The 15,846-nt window shown below is 34.2% G+C and carries 14 protein-coding genes and 4 tRNA genes; 3 read left to right on the top strand and 15 right to left on the bottom strand.

The window, feature by feature from the left end; all coding sequences use genetic code 11:
- Position 1: 1 nt before the first annotated feature.
- The 5 genes from KMW28_RS09610 to KMW28_RS09590 all read right to left on the bottom strand — a co-directional run bounded on the left by KMW28_RS09610 (position 2) and on the right by KMW28_RS09590 (position 7,087).
- Positions 2-409 carry an ExbD/TolR family protein gene (locus KMW28_RS09610; RefSeq protein WP_066207882.1) on the bottom strand — a complete coding sequence of 136 codons (408 nt, stop codon included), beginning with the start codon at positions 407-409 and terminating at the stop codon, positions 2-4.
- 5 nt (positions 410-414) lie between these two features.
- Entirely contained in the window at positions 415-1,107 is a 693-nt protein-coding gene (locus KMW28_RS09605) for a MotA/TolQ/ExbB proton channel family protein (protein ID WP_169665342.1), read from the bottom strand.
- Positions 1,108-1,134: 27 nt separating this feature from the next.
- Positions 1,135-2,136: an HU domain-containing protein gene (locus KMW28_RS09600; protein WP_169665343.1), complete on the bottom strand. Its 1,002-nt coding sequence runs from the start codon at positions 2,134-2,136 to the stop codon at positions 1,135-1,137.
- Positions 2,137-2,317: 181 nt separating this feature from the next.
- Positions 2,318-4,000 (bottom strand): TonB-dependent receptor, encoded by a 1,683-nt coding sequence (locus KMW28_RS09595; protein ID WP_169665344.1) that lies wholly within the window; start codon positions 3,998-4,000, stop codon positions 2,318-2,320.
- Positions 4,001-4,006: 6 nt separating this feature from the next.
- On the bottom strand, positions 4,007-7,087 hold the full coding sequence (locus tag KMW28_RS09590) for a tetratricopeptide repeat protein (RefSeq protein ID WP_169665345.1): 3,081 nt from the start codon (positions 7,085-7,087) through the stop codon (positions 4,007-4,009).
- A 399-nt stretch (positions 7,088-7,486) separates the two neighbouring features.
- Here KMW28_RS09590 and hisG point away from each other — a divergent pair, with 399 nt between their 5' ends.
- Positions 7,487-8,344 (top strand): ATP phosphoribosyltransferase, encoded by an 858-nt coding sequence (gene hisG / locus KMW28_RS09585; protein ID WP_205958214.1) that lies wholly within the window; start codon positions 7,487-7,489, stop codon positions 8,342-8,344.
- A gap of 14 nt (positions 8,345-8,358) precedes the next feature.
- Complete coding sequence (gene hisD, locus KMW28_RS09580) at positions 8,359-9,645, top strand: histidinol dehydrogenase (protein ID WP_169665346.1); 1,287 nt, start codon at positions 8,359-8,361, stop codon at positions 9,643-9,645.
- Positions 9,646-9,726: 81 nt separating this feature from the next.
- Here hisD and KMW28_RS09575 read toward each other — a convergent pair whose 3' ends face one another.
- Genes KMW28_RS09575 through cysM form a run of 3 tightly spaced genes read right to left on the bottom strand, consistent with a single transcriptional unit; the run spans position 9,727 to position 11,735 of the window.
- Entirely contained in the window at positions 9,727-10,341 is a 615-nt protein-coding gene (locus KMW28_RS09575) for a MarC family protein (RefSeq protein ID WP_169665347.1), read from the bottom strand.
- Positions 10,341-10,850, bottom strand: a complete 510-nt coding sequence (locus KMW28_RS09570; RefSeq protein WP_169665348.1) for a DUF3347 domain-containing protein — start codon at positions 10,848-10,850, stop codon at positions 10,341-10,343. The genes KMW28_RS09575 and KMW28_RS09570 overlap by 1 nt, the downstream gene beginning before the upstream one ends.
- A 6-nt stretch (positions 10,851-10,856) precedes the next feature.
- Complete coding sequence (gene cysM, locus KMW28_RS09565; protein ID WP_169665349.1) at positions 10,857-11,735, bottom strand: cysteine synthase CysM; 879 nt, start codon at positions 11,733-11,735, stop codon at positions 10,857-10,859.
- Positions 11,736-11,979: 244 nt separating this feature from the next.
- Between cysM and gcvT the strand changes: the two genes are divergently transcribed.
- Positions 11,980-13,077, top strand: a complete 1,098-nt coding sequence (gcvT, locus tag KMW28_RS09560) for a glycine cleavage system aminomethyltransferase GcvT (RefSeq protein ID WP_169665350.1) — start codon at positions 11,980-11,982, stop codon at positions 13,075-13,077.
- Between the two features lie 51 nt (positions 13,078-13,128).
- Here gcvT and KMW28_RS09555 read toward each other — a convergent pair whose 3' ends face one another.
- From KMW28_RS09555 to KMW28_RS09525, 7 genes are all read right to left on the bottom strand, one after another.
- Positions 13,129-13,503, bottom strand: a complete 375-nt coding sequence (locus KMW28_RS09555; RefSeq protein WP_169665351.1) for a hypothetical protein — start codon at positions 13,501-13,503, stop codon at positions 13,129-13,131.
- A 186-nt stretch (positions 13,504-13,689) separates the two neighbouring features.
- Positions 13,690-13,773, bottom strand: a tRNA-Leu gene (locus KMW28_RS09550).
- 19 nt (positions 13,774-13,792) lie between these two features.
- A tRNA-Leu gene (locus tag KMW28_RS09545) sits at positions 13,793-13,876 on the bottom strand.
- A gap of 30 nt (positions 13,877-13,906) precedes the next feature.
- A tRNA-Leu gene (locus KMW28_RS09540) sits at positions 13,907-13,990 on the bottom strand.
- Positions 13,991-14,016: 26 nt separating this feature from the next.
- Positions 14,017-14,100 (bottom strand) — tRNA-Leu (locus tag KMW28_RS09535).
- A gap of 171 nt (positions 14,101-14,271) precedes the next feature.
- Positions 14,272-15,033 (bottom strand): 5'/3'-nucleotidase SurE, encoded by a 762-nt coding sequence (surE, locus tag KMW28_RS09530; RefSeq protein ID WP_169665352.1) that lies wholly within the window; start codon positions 15,031-15,033, stop codon positions 14,272-14,274.
- 80 nt (positions 15,034-15,113) lie between these two features.
- Positions 15,114-15,764, bottom strand: a complete 651-nt coding sequence (locus tag KMW28_RS09525; RefSeq protein ID WP_066207911.1) for a hypothetical protein — start codon at positions 15,762-15,764, stop codon at positions 15,114-15,116.
- Positions 15,765-15,846: the final 82 nt, after the last annotated feature.

Below are 15,846 nucleotides of genomic sequence, written 5' to 3'. Positions count from 1 at the left end.
ATTACTTACCCACTTTCGATGTCGGTTTTGTGGCAATTGACACTTTTGCCTTTAAACCTGCTGCTATTCCGGCAACATTCACTAAATGTTGAACAGGAACCTCTTTATCTACTGTTAAAACGACTACTCCCTCCTTTTTTTGAGGTAGTACATTTTTTAATTCTTCCTCTAGATAGTTTAAAGGAACCTCCACTTCGTTTACGTAGTATTTTAAATCTTTTGTAATACTTACAGACACTTTAGGCATTACCTTAGTAGAGGTCTTACTACTTGGTACTGATATAGGTAAACCAGAAGGTGTTACAAAATTGGATGTCAACATAAAAAAGACCAACAACAAGAAGATCATATCCGTCATAGACGACATGTTAAATGATGGGTCAATTTTATTCTCTTGTTTTAATCCCATGATGATTAATTGTTTTGAAGTAATTCAATAAACTCAATTGTCACCACTTCCATTTTATGAACAACGTCTGCCATCGCTCTTACTAAATAGTTGTATGCGATATATGCAAAAATACCTACTGCTAAACCACCCGCAGTAGTAATCATTGCTTCGTAAATACCAGATGATAAAAGCTTAGGACTTACTGATCCTTCTTCCTGAGAGATAGCAATAAATGCATTGATCATACCTATTACTGTCCCGAAGAAACCAATCATTGGTGCAGCACCTGAAATCATACCTACTAATGCCACATTTTTCTCAAGCTTATATAACTCAATTTTTGCAACATTTTCGATACTTTTTTCAATCATATCTAATTTTGAAGTTGTACCAATATAGTTTAAGCCAGTCTTAATCATCTTCCCCATTGGAGTAGGCTCTTTATCTGCATACTTTTTGGCGGTATCAATATCTCCTTTTAGAACATAAGCGGTTACTTTATCCAACATTTTAGTGGGATCTTTTTTCGCTTTTCTAATGGTTAAAAGTTTATTGACTAAAAGATAAAAGGCAATCACGAATAGTACCCCTAAGATTATCATAGTGATACCTCCTTTTTCGATCAATTCAAATAAAGAAAGTGATTCCTCAAAAACTCCTTGCATACCAGTTTCTGGCATTTCCGTGTCTTGTAAAACACTCATTAAAAAGTTCATCTATAGTATGGTTTATATTGTGTCAATTTAATTTCTGATAATCCAAGCACCTTTATATACTTTTTGGACATCAGCTAAATCTGCTTTTGCTTCTTGGTGAGAATTGAATCCTTTAATAGCCACTCTAAATTTATCTTTAGTAGCTATTACTCCTACATGACTAAATCCTTTTGCCTCTGCTTCTTTCACTGCTTTTTCAGCATTTACTCTTGCACCAAATGAAGAAATAACTATATGAACGTTTCCATTTCTTTCACTTGATGAAACAGGAGAAACAATTTCTTCTTTTGGTTCCTCTTCTTGAGTAATCGTTGTTTCTGAATTATCAGAAGTTACCGCAGCGGGTTCTTCATTATCTTCTTCACTAACTTCATCATCCGAAGTTGTAGAAACTTCTTCTTGTTCATTTTGCACCGTCTCCTCTGTTTCATTTTCAGCCATAGGTGTATCTACTGTTGGCTTGAAGAAGAAATAGGCTGCTGCTGTAAAAATTATAATCAATGGAATAGCCACAAATAACCAAATAGGCTTTTTCGATTTCGTTTCTTCCTCAAAAACTTCTTCTTCGGTATCATATATTGGTTCGTCCTCAAGAATTTCTTCTTGAACGAGTGGAGTTGCAGTTATTTTTGGCAATCCAAAGCTATCTGGAATGATATTACTCTCGCTTCTTTGTCTGAACTCAATTTCTTCACCATCCTCCTGAACGAAATAACCTAAATCACCAATTGGTGCGGTCTCTCCGTCCTCAAGACGCTGTTTGATGTTCATAACAAACATACTGATTTGAATCGCTATTTCTTCAGCATCATAATCCTCATTTTTAGAAATAAATTCCACCAAAGAATAGACATCGCTATCTTTGTCTTCAATTTCTGTCTTAAATGAGATATTAACATGAGGTGGTTTAATCAGATTACCTGAAGGCGATAATTCTGCCCCACTTTCTTCTGACCAAAATGTTCCCAAGTCAGGAATAACCACCACGCACCAATCTAAAAGTGCGTTTTTTATTGCATCTGCAATCATGCGTTTATAATTAAAGAGTAAATGCCAAAAAATTGAATAATGGATTTTTTATACAAAACACACCATTCATCATACACTAAATTAAAGAATCAATTGTAAAATGAAAATTCTTTTTGTGTTATATAATTAAATATGCTACACATTATTATATTTTTCTACTGATTTCTACGTATTACAGGAATTAAAATTTATAACTCACCCCTGCCATCAATTGAAATCCTCTAACATTGTATCTATAATACTCTTGGTATTTTTGACTAAACAAGTTGTTGACTAAACCAAAAGCAGATAGATTTTCGTTGAATTGATATTGTGCTGTTAGATTCAAATCAAATATTACGGGCAAATTAATTTCGTTTCTTGCTCCCGTTTGTGGATCAAATTCTACAGCTTTTATCCCTATCTTATTATATACTACAGCACCGAATTTCCAATTGGATAAATATTTATATTTCACTGAAATAGTATTTTCTGAAATTGGTCGATGATACGCCTTACCTATTAAAGTATCTTGAACATTGTATGCGTTCAATCTTGCTTGAGCGATCACTTCCCATTCTCTTTTACTCCACATGCCCTCAAGATCAATTTTGAAATTGCCAGTCTTGTCATTAGTGGCATAGACCATTTCAAATCTCGAAACATCTGTTGGGGAATTTATCAAAAAGCCCATATTGTTTGATAATGCATAACCAATACTACCTTTCACGCCAATTTCATCAGATAAATTTGCTTCTGCTCCTAATTGAATATTTATTGCTTTATCCTCATGTAATAAGTTTAGATTATTATTAACCCAAGGATTCATGCTTGTCACATTATTATAATTGACCAATTCTAAGTCACCATCTACTTTAAAGAAAGCAGCTAGTTCATCCTCACTAATGGTATAACGCACTAGGATATCGGGATATATATAAAAGCCTTTATCATACTGAGAAGTGTCGCCTGAGTAAGCTAATTTCAATCCCGCTTTAATATAAATATCATCTAAAAAAGTCTGGTAATTCACTCCCAATTTAAACCAACTTCTATTTTGGCTGATTTCTGTATCTGTGAGTGTTTTATTGTTATACTGATTATAGGCTCCTTTTAAGTGAGCATTGATTTTTGCATCCTCATTTAATTGATAATCTCCCTCTAATTGAAGACCCAACTCAACTTCATTAGCGTTATAATGATCAAAAGTATAATCAAATAACAACCCTCCTTTAAATGAAAGATCATTCCCAGTTAAATAAGATGGGATTTCATGACTCACATCAAAGCCTATAGATTGAATAATCTGTTTGATGCTGTCTTGAGAAATCATATTCGGATCGGCAGTGAAACCATAAAAGTGTGTTCCCTGTCGATTATAGTTGATAGAAGCATTTGTAATTCCATAATCCGAATATTTTGTTGCAAACGCATCAAATTCGTTTCTACTTTCTGCCGAAAGTTTTCTTCCAACTGCTCCCTCTTGAGATGATTTATGATAAAACTTTACTCCATAATCGAAATTTGGATTGGTATTCCCGTTAATGCCTAACTCAACATATGGAGTGATATAATTACCGAAACCGGCACGGATATATTTATCGTAAAACTTCTTTTCCTCTCTTTGATCTAGTACAGCAGGTAATTGTTGTGGCAAGGAATCAGCCACTTCTTCATTAATGAGAGTAACATTATATTGCTGAGGAACCTTCTTATTTTTACGTTGAATCTTATCTATTTTCTCATAATCTCTACTCATCACAGGTAGTTCAAAACTCGATTGTTTTTCGATCACTACCTCTGCATTTTCCAGATTAGAATTTTGTCCTAAACCTATTGTCGTTGCTCCACAAAAAATGAGCATATATATCATTAACTTTCTCATTTTATCTTAGTTTGTTGGTGCTACAGTACTTTTATCTAATTTGATTTGCTTAATTTCCTCCAATCGTTTAGTCGCGGAAATTTTATCCTCTTGAGAAACCGAATATTGCTGAATCGATTCTAAAGTTGCTTTTGCATTAAAAAGATCATCTATAGAAATATAATTTTCTGCAATTAATAAATACCCTTTCGATGTCCATATTGGATAGCCTGCAAATTTCTTTTGAACACCTAATAAAGCCTGTGTACTTGTTGTGAATTTCTGATCAATTAATTTTTTAGATTCTGAAGTGCCAATCGATTGATTTCCCTCTTGATAAATCAAGGCAACCTTTCTTAAACAAACACCTGTATAATATTGTGCCTGTGCTCCAATTTCACTACTTGATTCCTTCGATAATTGATCAAAACTAGTTAACGCTTTATTATAGTTTCCTTTTTCAAAATCTATTTTTGATAGAAATAACCTTGCTTCTAAAACATAGCGAGACATTTTTTCATCAATTATCTTATTCGCATAAGCAGAAGATGCAGTATAATCCTTCTCTTCAAAATGTGCTTTCATTAAACCTACATTCACTGCCCATTTGGTAGTTCTACGTGTAGCTATTTTATCCAATTCGTTATACGACTCTATAGCTGCTTTGTATTCTTTTTCTTCCAAATGTAAATCACTCACATACCTCAACGACTTTTCCTTTTCTGGCATGTGTTCTACCTTTTCAAAAGCCTTAATTGCTTCCTGATTATTTTTCAACATCTTATGAGAAAAACCTAATGAAAAATAAATATCATCAGAGAATTTTGAAGAAGGCGTTGTTACTAAAAAGTGATTTAAAGTCTGTACAGCTCTAGCATAATCCTTCTCCTGATACGGTTTCATTGCAGTATTGAAATCATCTATCAAGGTTGCGTTACTTTCTGGATTTGCTTCTTTAAAAATAGCTTTATAGTGATCCAATTCAGATACCACATACGTATCATTATCCATCTCCTGAAGTGCTTCAATGGCATTTTCTGCTTCTGGAGAAACCGGATCTTTATCAATCAGGTATTTATAATCTTTTTCCGCTAAATCATTTTGAGCCAACAATGAATACACCAACGCTCTATTAGCAATAGCTGATATATATACAGATGATTGAGGATATTTATCAATTACAATGCTGTATTCTTTAATCGCATCATTGTATTTATATCCTTCTCTTAACAAATTAGCAGCATGATAAGCCGATAATGGAGCGAAAGCAGATGAACCATACTCAGACACAATAGATTTATATTCTCTATAAGCGTCTGTTTTCATTCCTTTTGCTCTTTTTATCTGTGCTCTTTGATAAGCAATATAATCTTGCTCTTCCGAATTATTACCTTCTGCCATAGCATACGATCGATCGGCCACTTCGTATTTATGTGTTCCAAAATAACAATCGGCTCTTCTCACTATAGCTTCTGTTATTCTAGATCTTGGTTCAGAACTTCTGCCATTATTGATATAATAAGAGTAATTATCAATTGCTGATGTATAATCCGCTTCAGCATATTGTACATAGGCTAGTCCGAATCTTGATTTTAAGTAATATTCTGATTCTTGGGGGATTTTCTTGTAATAATAAGCTGCGGTATCAAAATAATTTAGTGCTGAATATCCTTCACCCAAAAAGAAATTTGATGCCTGCAAAAGATCATCATTAAAAGGATATTTTTGAGATTTCCTCAGAAGCTTCACCTCTCCTTCCTCATTATTATCATTCCCTAACTCTACTGCCTTATTAAAGGCTGCTTCTTGATACGCTCTCTGTTCAGCTTCCGTCAAATACGATTTCTTATCTAATATCTTTAATGCTCTTGAGTAATCTCCAGAATTCACAAAAGCAACATTCATTAGATTTTCCACTTCTGAATATCTACCCGAATTAGGGAAGTAAGCCAAAAAGTAATCGCATGCTCGTGGTACTGAAGAATACAATTCAAGATCAAATAATAATTTGCAATAGTTATAAGACGACTGTTCTTGTATTGTTTTATTGAATTCTAATTTGGACGCTTGCTCAAAACCAATCATCGCTTTTTCTTTATCACCCAAACTAAGGGCCACTACTCCTAAATTATAAGCTGATAATTGAGCTAATTTATCCTTTTCTTTACTATCTGCTGCATTAGACAAATAAGGCAAAGCATCCTTCGGGTCATCAATTTTAAACTTTGTATATCCAATTTGGTAGGAGGTTACTCGATCTACAGCGAATAATGGAATATCTTTTAAATATTCATCAAAATACAAATTGGCTTTTTCGAAATTATTCTTTTTGAAATAGACTTTTGCGGCAAATAACATAGCATCTGAAGGAAGGTGTATATCATTACTTCTGGCTTCAGCGATCATTTTTAGCATTTCATCTTCTTGTCCAAGCTTATAATAAGCTAATGGCAATAAAGCATAAGCGTATGGTCTAATTTCAGGGTCATTGACTGCTTTTTCTAAATCAGTGGCAGCAGTTTCATAATCTCCATTATCATATTCTAAATAACCGGCATAATAACTTGATTTATTTGCATAAGGGTGAGTGCCTTTCTTTAATACTTGAAAAAGCTTGTTGGCTTCTTTATAGTTGCCTTGATCAAAATTGGCATAAGCTGCTTGATAGGCTACTTTTCTATCGTTATCATCGTAAAAATCAAAAAACGGATCTTTATTAAACGCCTCCAATGCCTTGGCATACTCCCCTTTCTCAAAATAATGAGACCCTAATGCTTTATAGGCTTTTTTAGAAAACGGATGTACAGGATATTTTTTAACGAAAAACTCAATTTGCTTATCGGCATCGGGATGTGCCAATTCCATCTGACAAAGTGCTAAATAATATTCTGCCTCAATGCATTTCTCGTTCTCTCCACAATATTTATTAGTGAATTGCTTAAATAGCCTACGTGAAGCCGAAAAATTATTCTCAGAAAATAAAACTTTCGCTTTATTAAACATTCTTTCTTGTTCTGAGTAATATAGTTGCCCTTGTGCGAAAAGTGATGCAGTACTATTCAAAGTAAAGGCAAAAAAGAAAAGGTATATGATCAGTCTTTGATTCATTACGTGTATCGGGGATTGAAGTAACTTCTAATTAGTTCAATTGAAAAAGTATTTCAAAATAAATATTTTATCTCATAAATCCCTTAACGAGGTGATAAAATGTGTGTTTTTGTCAATTTATTAAATATTCTTCACGTTATACGATGATTGAAGCCATTATTAAAAGCAGAAATATATATAAGCACTTACATTTCTTAATTATCAACAATTCGTTTATTTATTTATAAATCTACCTTTAAAAACATTTATTTGATGTAATTTTCTAAAAATATAAGTAGATTTGATATAAAATTGATTTAACTAAAAAAGTTAGATCATATAATACGTTCATTTAAAGAACTGAACTACATTATTAACTTTTTAAAGTGTTTGACTATCAAAGGATAACACAAAACAATTATGACAAAACTTAAGATTGCAATCCAAAAGTCAGGTCGTTTGAGTGAGGGATCATTAAACTTGATCCGTCAGTGTGGAATTAAAATTCCTAGAATGAAGGGAGCTTTAAAAGCAGAAGCTAGCAATTTCCCTCTAGAATTTTTATTCCTTCGTGATGATGACATTCCGGGTTACGTACAAGATGGCGTTGCGGATCTCGGTATCGTAGGTGCCAATGAGGCGGTTGAAAAAGATAAAAATGTAGACACTATCCATCATCTAGGTTTCTCTAAATGCCGTTTATCCATTGCTATTCCAAAAGAAAAAGAATATAACGGTCTAAAGGACTTAGACGGAAAGAGTATCGCTACATCTTATCCTAAAATTTTAGGTGATTACCTTAAAGAAAATGGTGTATCTGCAGATATTCATGAAATTTCTGGTTCTGTAGAGATTGCTCCAAATATTGGTCTTGCTGATGCAATTTGTGACTTAGTAAGTACAGGGTCGACATTGATGCAAAACAATTTGAAAGAAGTTGAAAGTATTTTCGATTCTGAAGCATTAATGATAGCTACTCCAAGTTTATCTGACGAGAAAAAAGCCATTGTTGATCAGTTATTATTTAGAATCAATTCGATTCAAACAGCTGATAACAACAAATATATTCTTTTGAATGCTCCTAAGGAGAACCTTCAAACAATCATCAATCTCTTACCAGGTATGAGATCTCCTTCTATCCTTCCTTTGGCTAACGAAGAGTATGTTTCTATTCATACAGTAATTGCAGAGGATGATTTCTGGAGCAAAATTGAAGCTCTAAAAGAAGCAGGTGCAGAAGGTATCTTAGTTGTACCTATCGAGAAAATGATTCTTTAGTAAAAAGAAGGCTTATGAAGTTTTATAAAAATCCTGATAGATCCACTTGGGGAGAATTGCTTCAAAGACCTGCCATGCGAATGGAGGAAATTGAAAAACAAGTCGCACCCATTCTTAAAACCGTAGCTACCGACGGCGATTCTGCTCTTAGAGCATTCTCTCGTCAGTTCGATGGTGCAGAGGTGGATTCTATTATTGTTTCTGAAAAAGAATTTGAGGACGCTATCCAATTGGTGGATAGCGACCTTAAAGCTTCTATAGATATTGCTATCCAAAACATTACTACTTTTCACGCTTCTCAGAAAACAGAAACGTTACAAGTAGAAACTATGGACGGCATCAATTGCTGGAGAAAAAGTGTTCCTATCCAAAAAGTAGGTTTGTATATCCCTGGTGGATCTGCTCCCCTATTTTCTACCGTCATTATGATCGGTGCTCCTGCGATTATTGCAGGTTGTGAAGAGGTTTGTTTATGTACTCCTCCTAACAAAGAAGGAAACATCCACCCTGCTATTTTATATACTGCCCATAAAATTGGTATCAAAAACGTATTTAAAGTAGGTGGTGCACAAGCAATTGCTGCCATGACTTTCGGTACTGAAACCATACCAGCGGTATCTAAAATTTTTGGACCAGGCAACCAATACGTTACTGCAGCTAAACAGTTGGCTACTAAAGAAGGTGTTGCCATTGATATGCCTGCAGGTCCATCAGAAGTTTTAGTTTGGGCCGATGAAACTGCTCACCCAGAATTCATTGCTGCCGATTTATTATCGCAAGCTGAACACGGACCTGATAGCCAAGTAATTCTCGTTTCTTCTTCTCAAGAAGTGATTGATAATACAATGGTTGAAGTGGAAAATCAATTAAAAACATTACCTCGTCAAGAAATTGCTGCGAAAGCTTTAACTCACTCGAGAAGTTTCTTAATTGAAGATCCAAAAACAGCTTTAGATCTTGTGAACGAATACGCCGCAGAACATTTGATATTATCTCTTGATAATGCCGATGACATCTGTGACAAAATTATCAACGCTGGATCTGTCTTTGTAGGTCACCTTACTCCTGAATCTGCCGGAGATTACGCTTCTGGCACTAACCATACACTTCCAACGTACGGTTATGCTAAAAACTATTCTGGTGTTTCTTTGGATAGTTATTATAGAAAAATCACTTTCCAAAAGATTAACGAAACAGGTTTAAGTGCACTTGGACCTCACGTAGAAAGAATGGCTGAAGCCGAAGAGTTGCAAGCACATAAAAATGCGGTGACTGTAAGGTTGAATTCGTTGAAGAAATAATCTTATATTTAAGATAAAAGTAAAAAGGCTTCTTTAAACTGTATATGTTTAGAGAAGCCTTTTAATTTTATAGATCCAATATCATAAATCAAACGCTAACTTTACTCCTGCAACCAGCATATCTGTGCCTATTATTGCCAGAATCAATCCCATAATTTTACCCACAACGGCAATTAAATTAGCTCCTAATTTCTCAAGGATTCTATCACTTAATATGAATGCCAAGTAGGTAAGCAATATCATCACTCCGAAAACAATACAAACAATAGCTATTTTATCATATCCTGCATCAGTCACTTGATTCATAGCTGTGACGATAGTTCCTGGACCTGCTAAAATCGGTATGGCTAAAGGAGATATAGCAATACTGTCCGAACTTTCTTCGGTATCATTATTATGAATCTTTGATTTCTTTGACATCAACATTTCGAAACCAACATAGAAGAGTAATACTCCCCCAGTGATCTTAAATGCTGGAATAGTAATTCCAAATAATTGGAAAATGTACTTCCCGGCAATAACAAAAACAACCACTATAATGAAAGCTGTTAATGTAGATTTCTTGGCGATGTGTTTTATTTCTTTTTTAGATTTACCTTCTACTACCCCTAAAAATATAGGCGTATTAGCAATAGGGTTCATCACAGCAAAAAAGCTTAAAAACACTGTTAGTGAAAATGTCAAATACTCATTCATTATTTTTTGATTTCCTTCATTACTCTACCACAGTGTAGCATTTCATCTCCAAAGTAAGGATTGTCCACCTCATTAGTAGCACTTAACCAATCAGCACCAGTATTATTAAATGCCATTGGACAGTGAACAACATACACATCCATACCTGCATTTCCTTCTTCTGCTACTTTTTGATAATAAGCTGTTACTGCTTGGAACTCCTTTCTCTGAGTTGCTAAGTCGGCACTTGCAATAATATTTTCAGTTGCTGTTTTCACCCCAACATCAATCCCTTCTGGCATTGTAGCTAAAAGACGTTTTGCATAAGTTTGAGCTGCAGTAGGATTTGATTTCACTAAACATTCAGATAACTTAAAATAAGCTTGGTGACCTTTTGCTTTAGCAGTATCATATACTACGGGTTTAAGCTCGACTTTTTCTTCTTCCTTCACTTGTTTTTTACCTTCATTTGATTGGCATGAAAACAACAACGCTACTAAAAAGATAGGTAATAAAATTAATTTTCTCATTCTATATTAAAATAAATCAGTTGAAAGATATTTGTCTCCTCTATCACAAACGATAAATACAATAACGCCTTTATCCATTTTTTTGGCCGTTTCTAAAGCCACATAACATGAACCTCCACTACTCATTCCTGCAAAAATACCTTCTTCTTTTGCTAACCTTCTAGCAGTATCAGTTGCTTGTTCTTTAGAAACATCCATTTTTTGATCAACGCGTGATTCATTAAAAATCTTTGGCAGGTATTCTTTAGGCCAACGTCTGATGCCTGGTATTCTTGCTCCATCAGCTGGCTGTGCTCCTACTATAGTGATATCTGACGATTGTTCTTTTAAATATTTTGATGTTCCCATAATTGTACCCGTAGTACCCATTGCAGAAACAAAGTGTGTCACTTCTTGATTAGTATCTCTCCAGATTTCTGGACCTGTTGTCTTATAATGTGCTAAATAATTATCCGGATTATCAAATTGATTCAACATAAAATAACCACCCTCTTCAACTTTAGATAATGCATAATCTCTAGCACCTTCCATCGATATTTTCTGAGGAGTTAATGTAACAGTTGCTCCATAGGCCTTCATCGACTTCACTCTTTCGATCGTTGCACTATCAGGCATTACTAATTCAATTTCCACACCCATTAGACTTGCCATCATGGCTAGAGCAATTCCTGTATTTCCACTTGTTGCCTCAATTAGTTTCATCCCTGGTTTAAGGTCTCCACGCTTTTTTGCTTCGTTAATCATATTAAAAGCAGCACGGTCTTTTACACTACCACCTGGATTCTGACCTTCTAATTTTGCAAAAATTCTAACGTTTGGATTGGGATTTATATTTTGTAACTCTACTAAGGGAGTATTTCCTACTAATGAAAGTACTGAGGACATATATTTTTAGTTTGAATGTAAGAATAATACAAACGCTAATTTCTTCATTTTTTTGTTGGTTTTCAATATTTAGACCCTCAATGTTTTAGTAAAAGTTAAGTAATGTATATTAATAAAAGTATATGAAATTCGAATCCTATCTCTTACTTTTGGCAATTCAATACAAAGGTCGTCTTCGATCTCTATTTTTGAGCCTATTTTTTATAAAAAGCTCACCACATAAAACACATATATTTAAATAATTATGTCAGAACAAGTATTAAAAACAATTGCCCTAAACGATGTGCATGAAGCACTAGGAGCTAAAATGGTTCCGTTTGCAGGATACAACATGCCTGTTAGATACTCTTCGGACATCGAGGAACATAAAACAGTAAGAAATGGTGTTGGTGTTTTTGATGTATCTCACATGGGTGAATTCATGTTAAGAGGACCAAAAGCATTGGACCTTATTCAAAAGGTTTCTTCAAACGATGCTTCTAAATTGTTTGATGGTAAAGCACAGTATTCTTGTCTTCCTAATGACAAAGGTGGTATTGTTGATGATTTAATCATTTACAAGATCAAAGATGAAGAATACATGCTAGTGGTGAATGCTTCTAATATCGAAAAAGATTGGAATTGGATTTCTAGCCACAATACTGATGGCGTTGAAATGGAAAACATTTCAGATGAAATGTCTCTTTTTGCCGTTCAAGGTCCAAAAGCTGCAGAGGCAATGCAATCACTTACTGATGTAAACTTATCTGAAATGGAGTTTTATACTTTCTCTAAAGGTAAATTTGCAGGTGTTGATAATGTAATCATTTCAGCTACTGGTTACACTGGTGCTGGTGGTTTTGAATTATATGTACCAAACGATGTTGCAAAAACTGTTTGGGAGAAAATTTTTGAAGCTGGAGCTGACTTTGACATTAAACCAATTGGCTTAGGTGCTAGAGATACGCTTCGTCTAGAAATGGGTTATTGCCTTTATGGTAACGATATCGATGATACTACTTCTCCACTTGAAGCTGGATTAGGCTGGGTAACTAAATTCACTAAAGATTTCGTTAACTCAGAAAACCTTAAGAAACAAAAAGAAGAAGGTGTTACTAGACGACTTGTAGGTATTGAATTATTGGACAGAGGTGTACCAAGAGGTGGATATAACGTATTAAACCAAGAAGGTGAAGTAATTGGTAAATTAACTTCTGGCACTATGTCTCCTATGCTTGGTAAAGGCGTTGCTCTTGGCTATGTAAATAGACCACTAACGAAACCTGGTTCTGAAATTCTTATTGAAGTAAGAAATAGAAAATTGAAAGCTGTTGTTTCAAAACCTCCTTTTTACAAAAGTTAATTGATACATATAGATATAAAAAAACCTTATCATTAATTTGATAAGGTTTTTTTATTGTAATATATCTTTGACCTGAGGCCTGAGTTTTTCGAATAAAATGATTAACTCTGATTTATCTTGTAAAAAGTTGTCTACTCTACTATGAACTAATCTATTTTTTGAATCAACATCCAAAGAATCCAAGTCTTTTCCATCTCCTAGGATACTTTGTGCATCTACATACTCTTCATATAGCAATACACCGTCGTATCTGGTTATTGTAAAGTGTAGAACTGATGTATCGAGATCTTCACCTCTTAGTTCAGCTTGAAACGTATCCAACTTAAGTGGCTTACTGTAAGTTAACTCATACTTTTTTGTATATAGAATATCGCCATTCAAATCTCCTTGAATGTCTTCTTCACAACTACTTATTAGTAGTAGCAATAATATCCCGTATAGTAATCGTTTTAACAAAAGCACTTAATATTATAATTTCGTTATGCAAATATACTAAATTTTAACGGTAGTAGATCATAAATGTTGAAATTTTGTTAAAATATTTAATTTTATTTACATGAGGAACTTTTTTATAGACGCAAAAAAAAGGTATTGAATTAACAATACCTTTTGTACCTGGGGTGGGGCTCGAACCCACACGAGGTTTCCCTCACAAGATTTTGAGTCTAGCGCGTCTACCAATTCCGCCACCCAGGCGATTATAAAAACATTATTGTACTCGGGGTGGGGCTCGAACCCACACGAGGTCACCCTCACAAGATTTTGAGTCTAGCACGTCTACCAATTCCGCCACCCGAGCAAATGTTTTTATAATAATATGTTTTTGTAGTACCTAGGGTGGGACTCGAACCCACACGTGGTTACCCACACAAGATTTTGAGTCTAGCGCGTCTACCAATTCCGCCACCTAGGCTTAAAAAATATATTTATTGAAAAAAGTACCTGGGGTGGGACTCGAACCCACACGTGGTTACCCACACAAGATTTTGAGTCTAGCGCGTCTACCAATTCCGCCACCCAGGCATTTCAAGAAATGTATTTCTTCTACAGCTCTCCGTTCGAAAGCGATGCAAATATGCATGGTTAAAAATTAGAAACCAAACTACTTTAATGTAGTTGACAATATCCAATCCTTAACCATTTGAAATTTAGCATTAAAATTTTCTATTTTTTTTCTTGAACACCCCAAAAAACCTATTCTGAAAGAAGTTTTTGAAGATAATCATGGTCTGTTAAGTCAATTTTTACAGGCACTACACTTGCATAATTATTGTTAATAGCCCATTCATCAGTATCATTACCTTCATCAAAGAGCACATATTTACCAGTTAACCATAAATATCGTCTTCCACTTGGGTCTGTTCTTTCATCAAATTCTTCTTGCCATTTCCCTTTAGCTTGTCGACAATATTTAAATCCTTTAATAGGTTCATCACTTACTTTAGGGAAATTCACATTTAAAGCAGTACCGCTAGGCAATCCTTTTTCAATTACTTTTTTAGCAATTTCAGAAACTAATTCTTTTGTATGATCAAATTCTGCATCATAACTATAATCACATACTGAAAAACCTAAAGCAGGCAATCCTTCAATAGTTGCTTCTAATGCAGCACTCATTGTTCCTGAATAAAGAATACTTACTGATGAGTTACTCCCGTGGTTTACTCCACTTACAACTAAATCAGGCAATCGATCTAAGATATGATTCTTTGCCAACTTCACACAATCTGCTGGAGTCCCCGAACATTGGTAGGCTTTAATTCCTAATTCGCTAAAAATATCAGATTCATAATATTTTAATGGATCATGAATTGTAATTGCATGTCCCATTCCAGATTGAGGACTATCAGGTGCAACTACAACCACCTCTCCTATTTGATGCATAATGTTGACTAAAAATCCAATTCCTTTAGATGTAATACCATCGTCGTTGGTAATTAAGATAAGGGGTTTCATATTTTCTTTTAAATTAAAAAACGGGCAATATTGCCCGTTAAATATATAAGTATTTACTGATTAAATTCTGATAATAAGCGTTATTTATTTGTTACTTCAGGTTCAACTAAAGTATCATAGTAACGCACTATTTGTAAAAAGTCTTCACGATCTTGATAATCCAATTTATTTACTTTGATAAATGCTTCCACTTTATCTTTATACTTACCAAAGTACACAAGCATCGTCTCCAATTTTCTAGTATCCACTTGCCTAATTTCAGCATACATATCCATTAAATAGAAATCATACACCAAAACTCTTCTCCTACTATTATAGTTAGATCCCCAATAAGGATCGTAGGATGTCTCAGAAATTTCAGCTATTCTTTCTCTGATCAATAATATATAAGGTTCACCATCTTCTAATAATTCGAAAAAGTGATTCTTCACATACCCTTTAGACTGTTTAAATGGCAAAGAATAAAAATACCTTTCCCTGCGTGTCATGGCATCCATTATCTGAAAAGATCTTACATTTTGAGCACCAAAAGATTTAATAACGCCATTCACTATTATCTGAATAGACTCCACTCCTTCTTCTAAGGAATATTTAAGCTTTCCTTTCAGAGTAGTCCCGTCATTTAGATCTACTTCTCCAAAGTGCCAGTATTCTGATGGAAATTCCTGAGCATTAATATTAAATGATAGAAAAAGAGCACTTATTAGTCCTAGAATTTTGATCCTTAACATTGAATGATAATTGAGTCAAGTTTATATATAAAAATTGAAAAGCTGAAAAGTGATAAAGCAAAAGAAAAGAAACTGACAAATA

The sequence above is a fragment of the Flammeovirga yaeyamensis genome (genome assembly GCF_018736045.1).
Classification (GTDB): Bacteria; Bacteroidota; Bacteroidia; order Cytophagales; family Flammeovirgaceae; genus Flammeovirga; species Flammeovirga yaeyamensis.
The sequence above is the reverse complement of the archived record's forward strand: the minus strand, read 5'-3'. Positions and strand labels throughout refer to the sequence as shown.

Bases quoted from the DNA above. Each gene is read 5' to 3' on its own strand.
- KMW28_RS09610 (WP_066207882.1), bottom strand. From the start codon at position 409: ATGGGATTAAAACAAGAGAATAAAATTGACCCATCATTTAACATGTCG.
- KMW28_RS09605 (WP_169665342.1), bottom strand. From the start codon at position 1,107: ATGAACTTTTTAATGAGTGTTTTACAAGACACGGAAATGCCAGAAACT.
- KMW28_RS09600 (WP_169665343.1), bottom strand. From the start codon at position 2,136: ATGATTGCAGATGCAATAAAAAACGCACTTTTAGATTGGTGCGTGGTG.
- KMW28_RS09595 (WP_169665344.1), bottom strand. From the start codon at position 4,000: ATGAGAAAGTTAATGATATATATGCTCATTTTTTGTGGAGCAACGACA.
- KMW28_RS09590 (WP_169665345.1), bottom strand. From the start codon at position 7,087: ATGAATCAAAGACTGATCATATACCTTTTCTTTTTTGCCTTTACTTTG.
- hisG (WP_205958214.1), top strand. From the start codon at position 7,487: ATGACAAAACTTAAGATTGCAATCCAAAAGTCAGGTCGTTTGAGTGAG.
- hisD (WP_169665346.1), top strand. From the start codon at position 8,359: ATGAAGTTTTATAAAAATCCTGATAGATCCACTTGGGGAGAATTGCTT.
- KMW28_RS09575 (WP_169665347.1), bottom strand. From the start codon at position 10,341: ATGAATGAGTATTTGACATTTTCACTAACAGTGTTTTTAAGCTTTTTT.
- KMW28_RS09570 (WP_169665348.1), bottom strand. From the start codon at position 10,850: ATGAGAAAATTAATTTTATTACCTATCTTTTTAGTAGCGTTGTTGTTT.
- cysM (WP_169665349.1), bottom strand. From the start codon at position 11,735: ATGTCCTCAGTACTTTCATTAGTAGGAAATACTCCCTTAGTAGAGTTA.
- gcvT (WP_169665350.1), top strand. From the start codon at position 11,980: ATGTCAGAACAAGTATTAAAAACAATTGCCCTAAACGATGTGCATGAA.
- surE (WP_169665352.1), bottom strand. From the start codon at position 15,033: ATGAAACCCCTTATCTTAATTACCAACGACGATGGTATTACATCTAAA.
- KMW28_RS09525 (WP_066207911.1), bottom strand. From the start codon at position 15,764: ATGTTAAGGATCAAAATTCTAGGACTAATAAGTGCTCTTTTTCTATCA.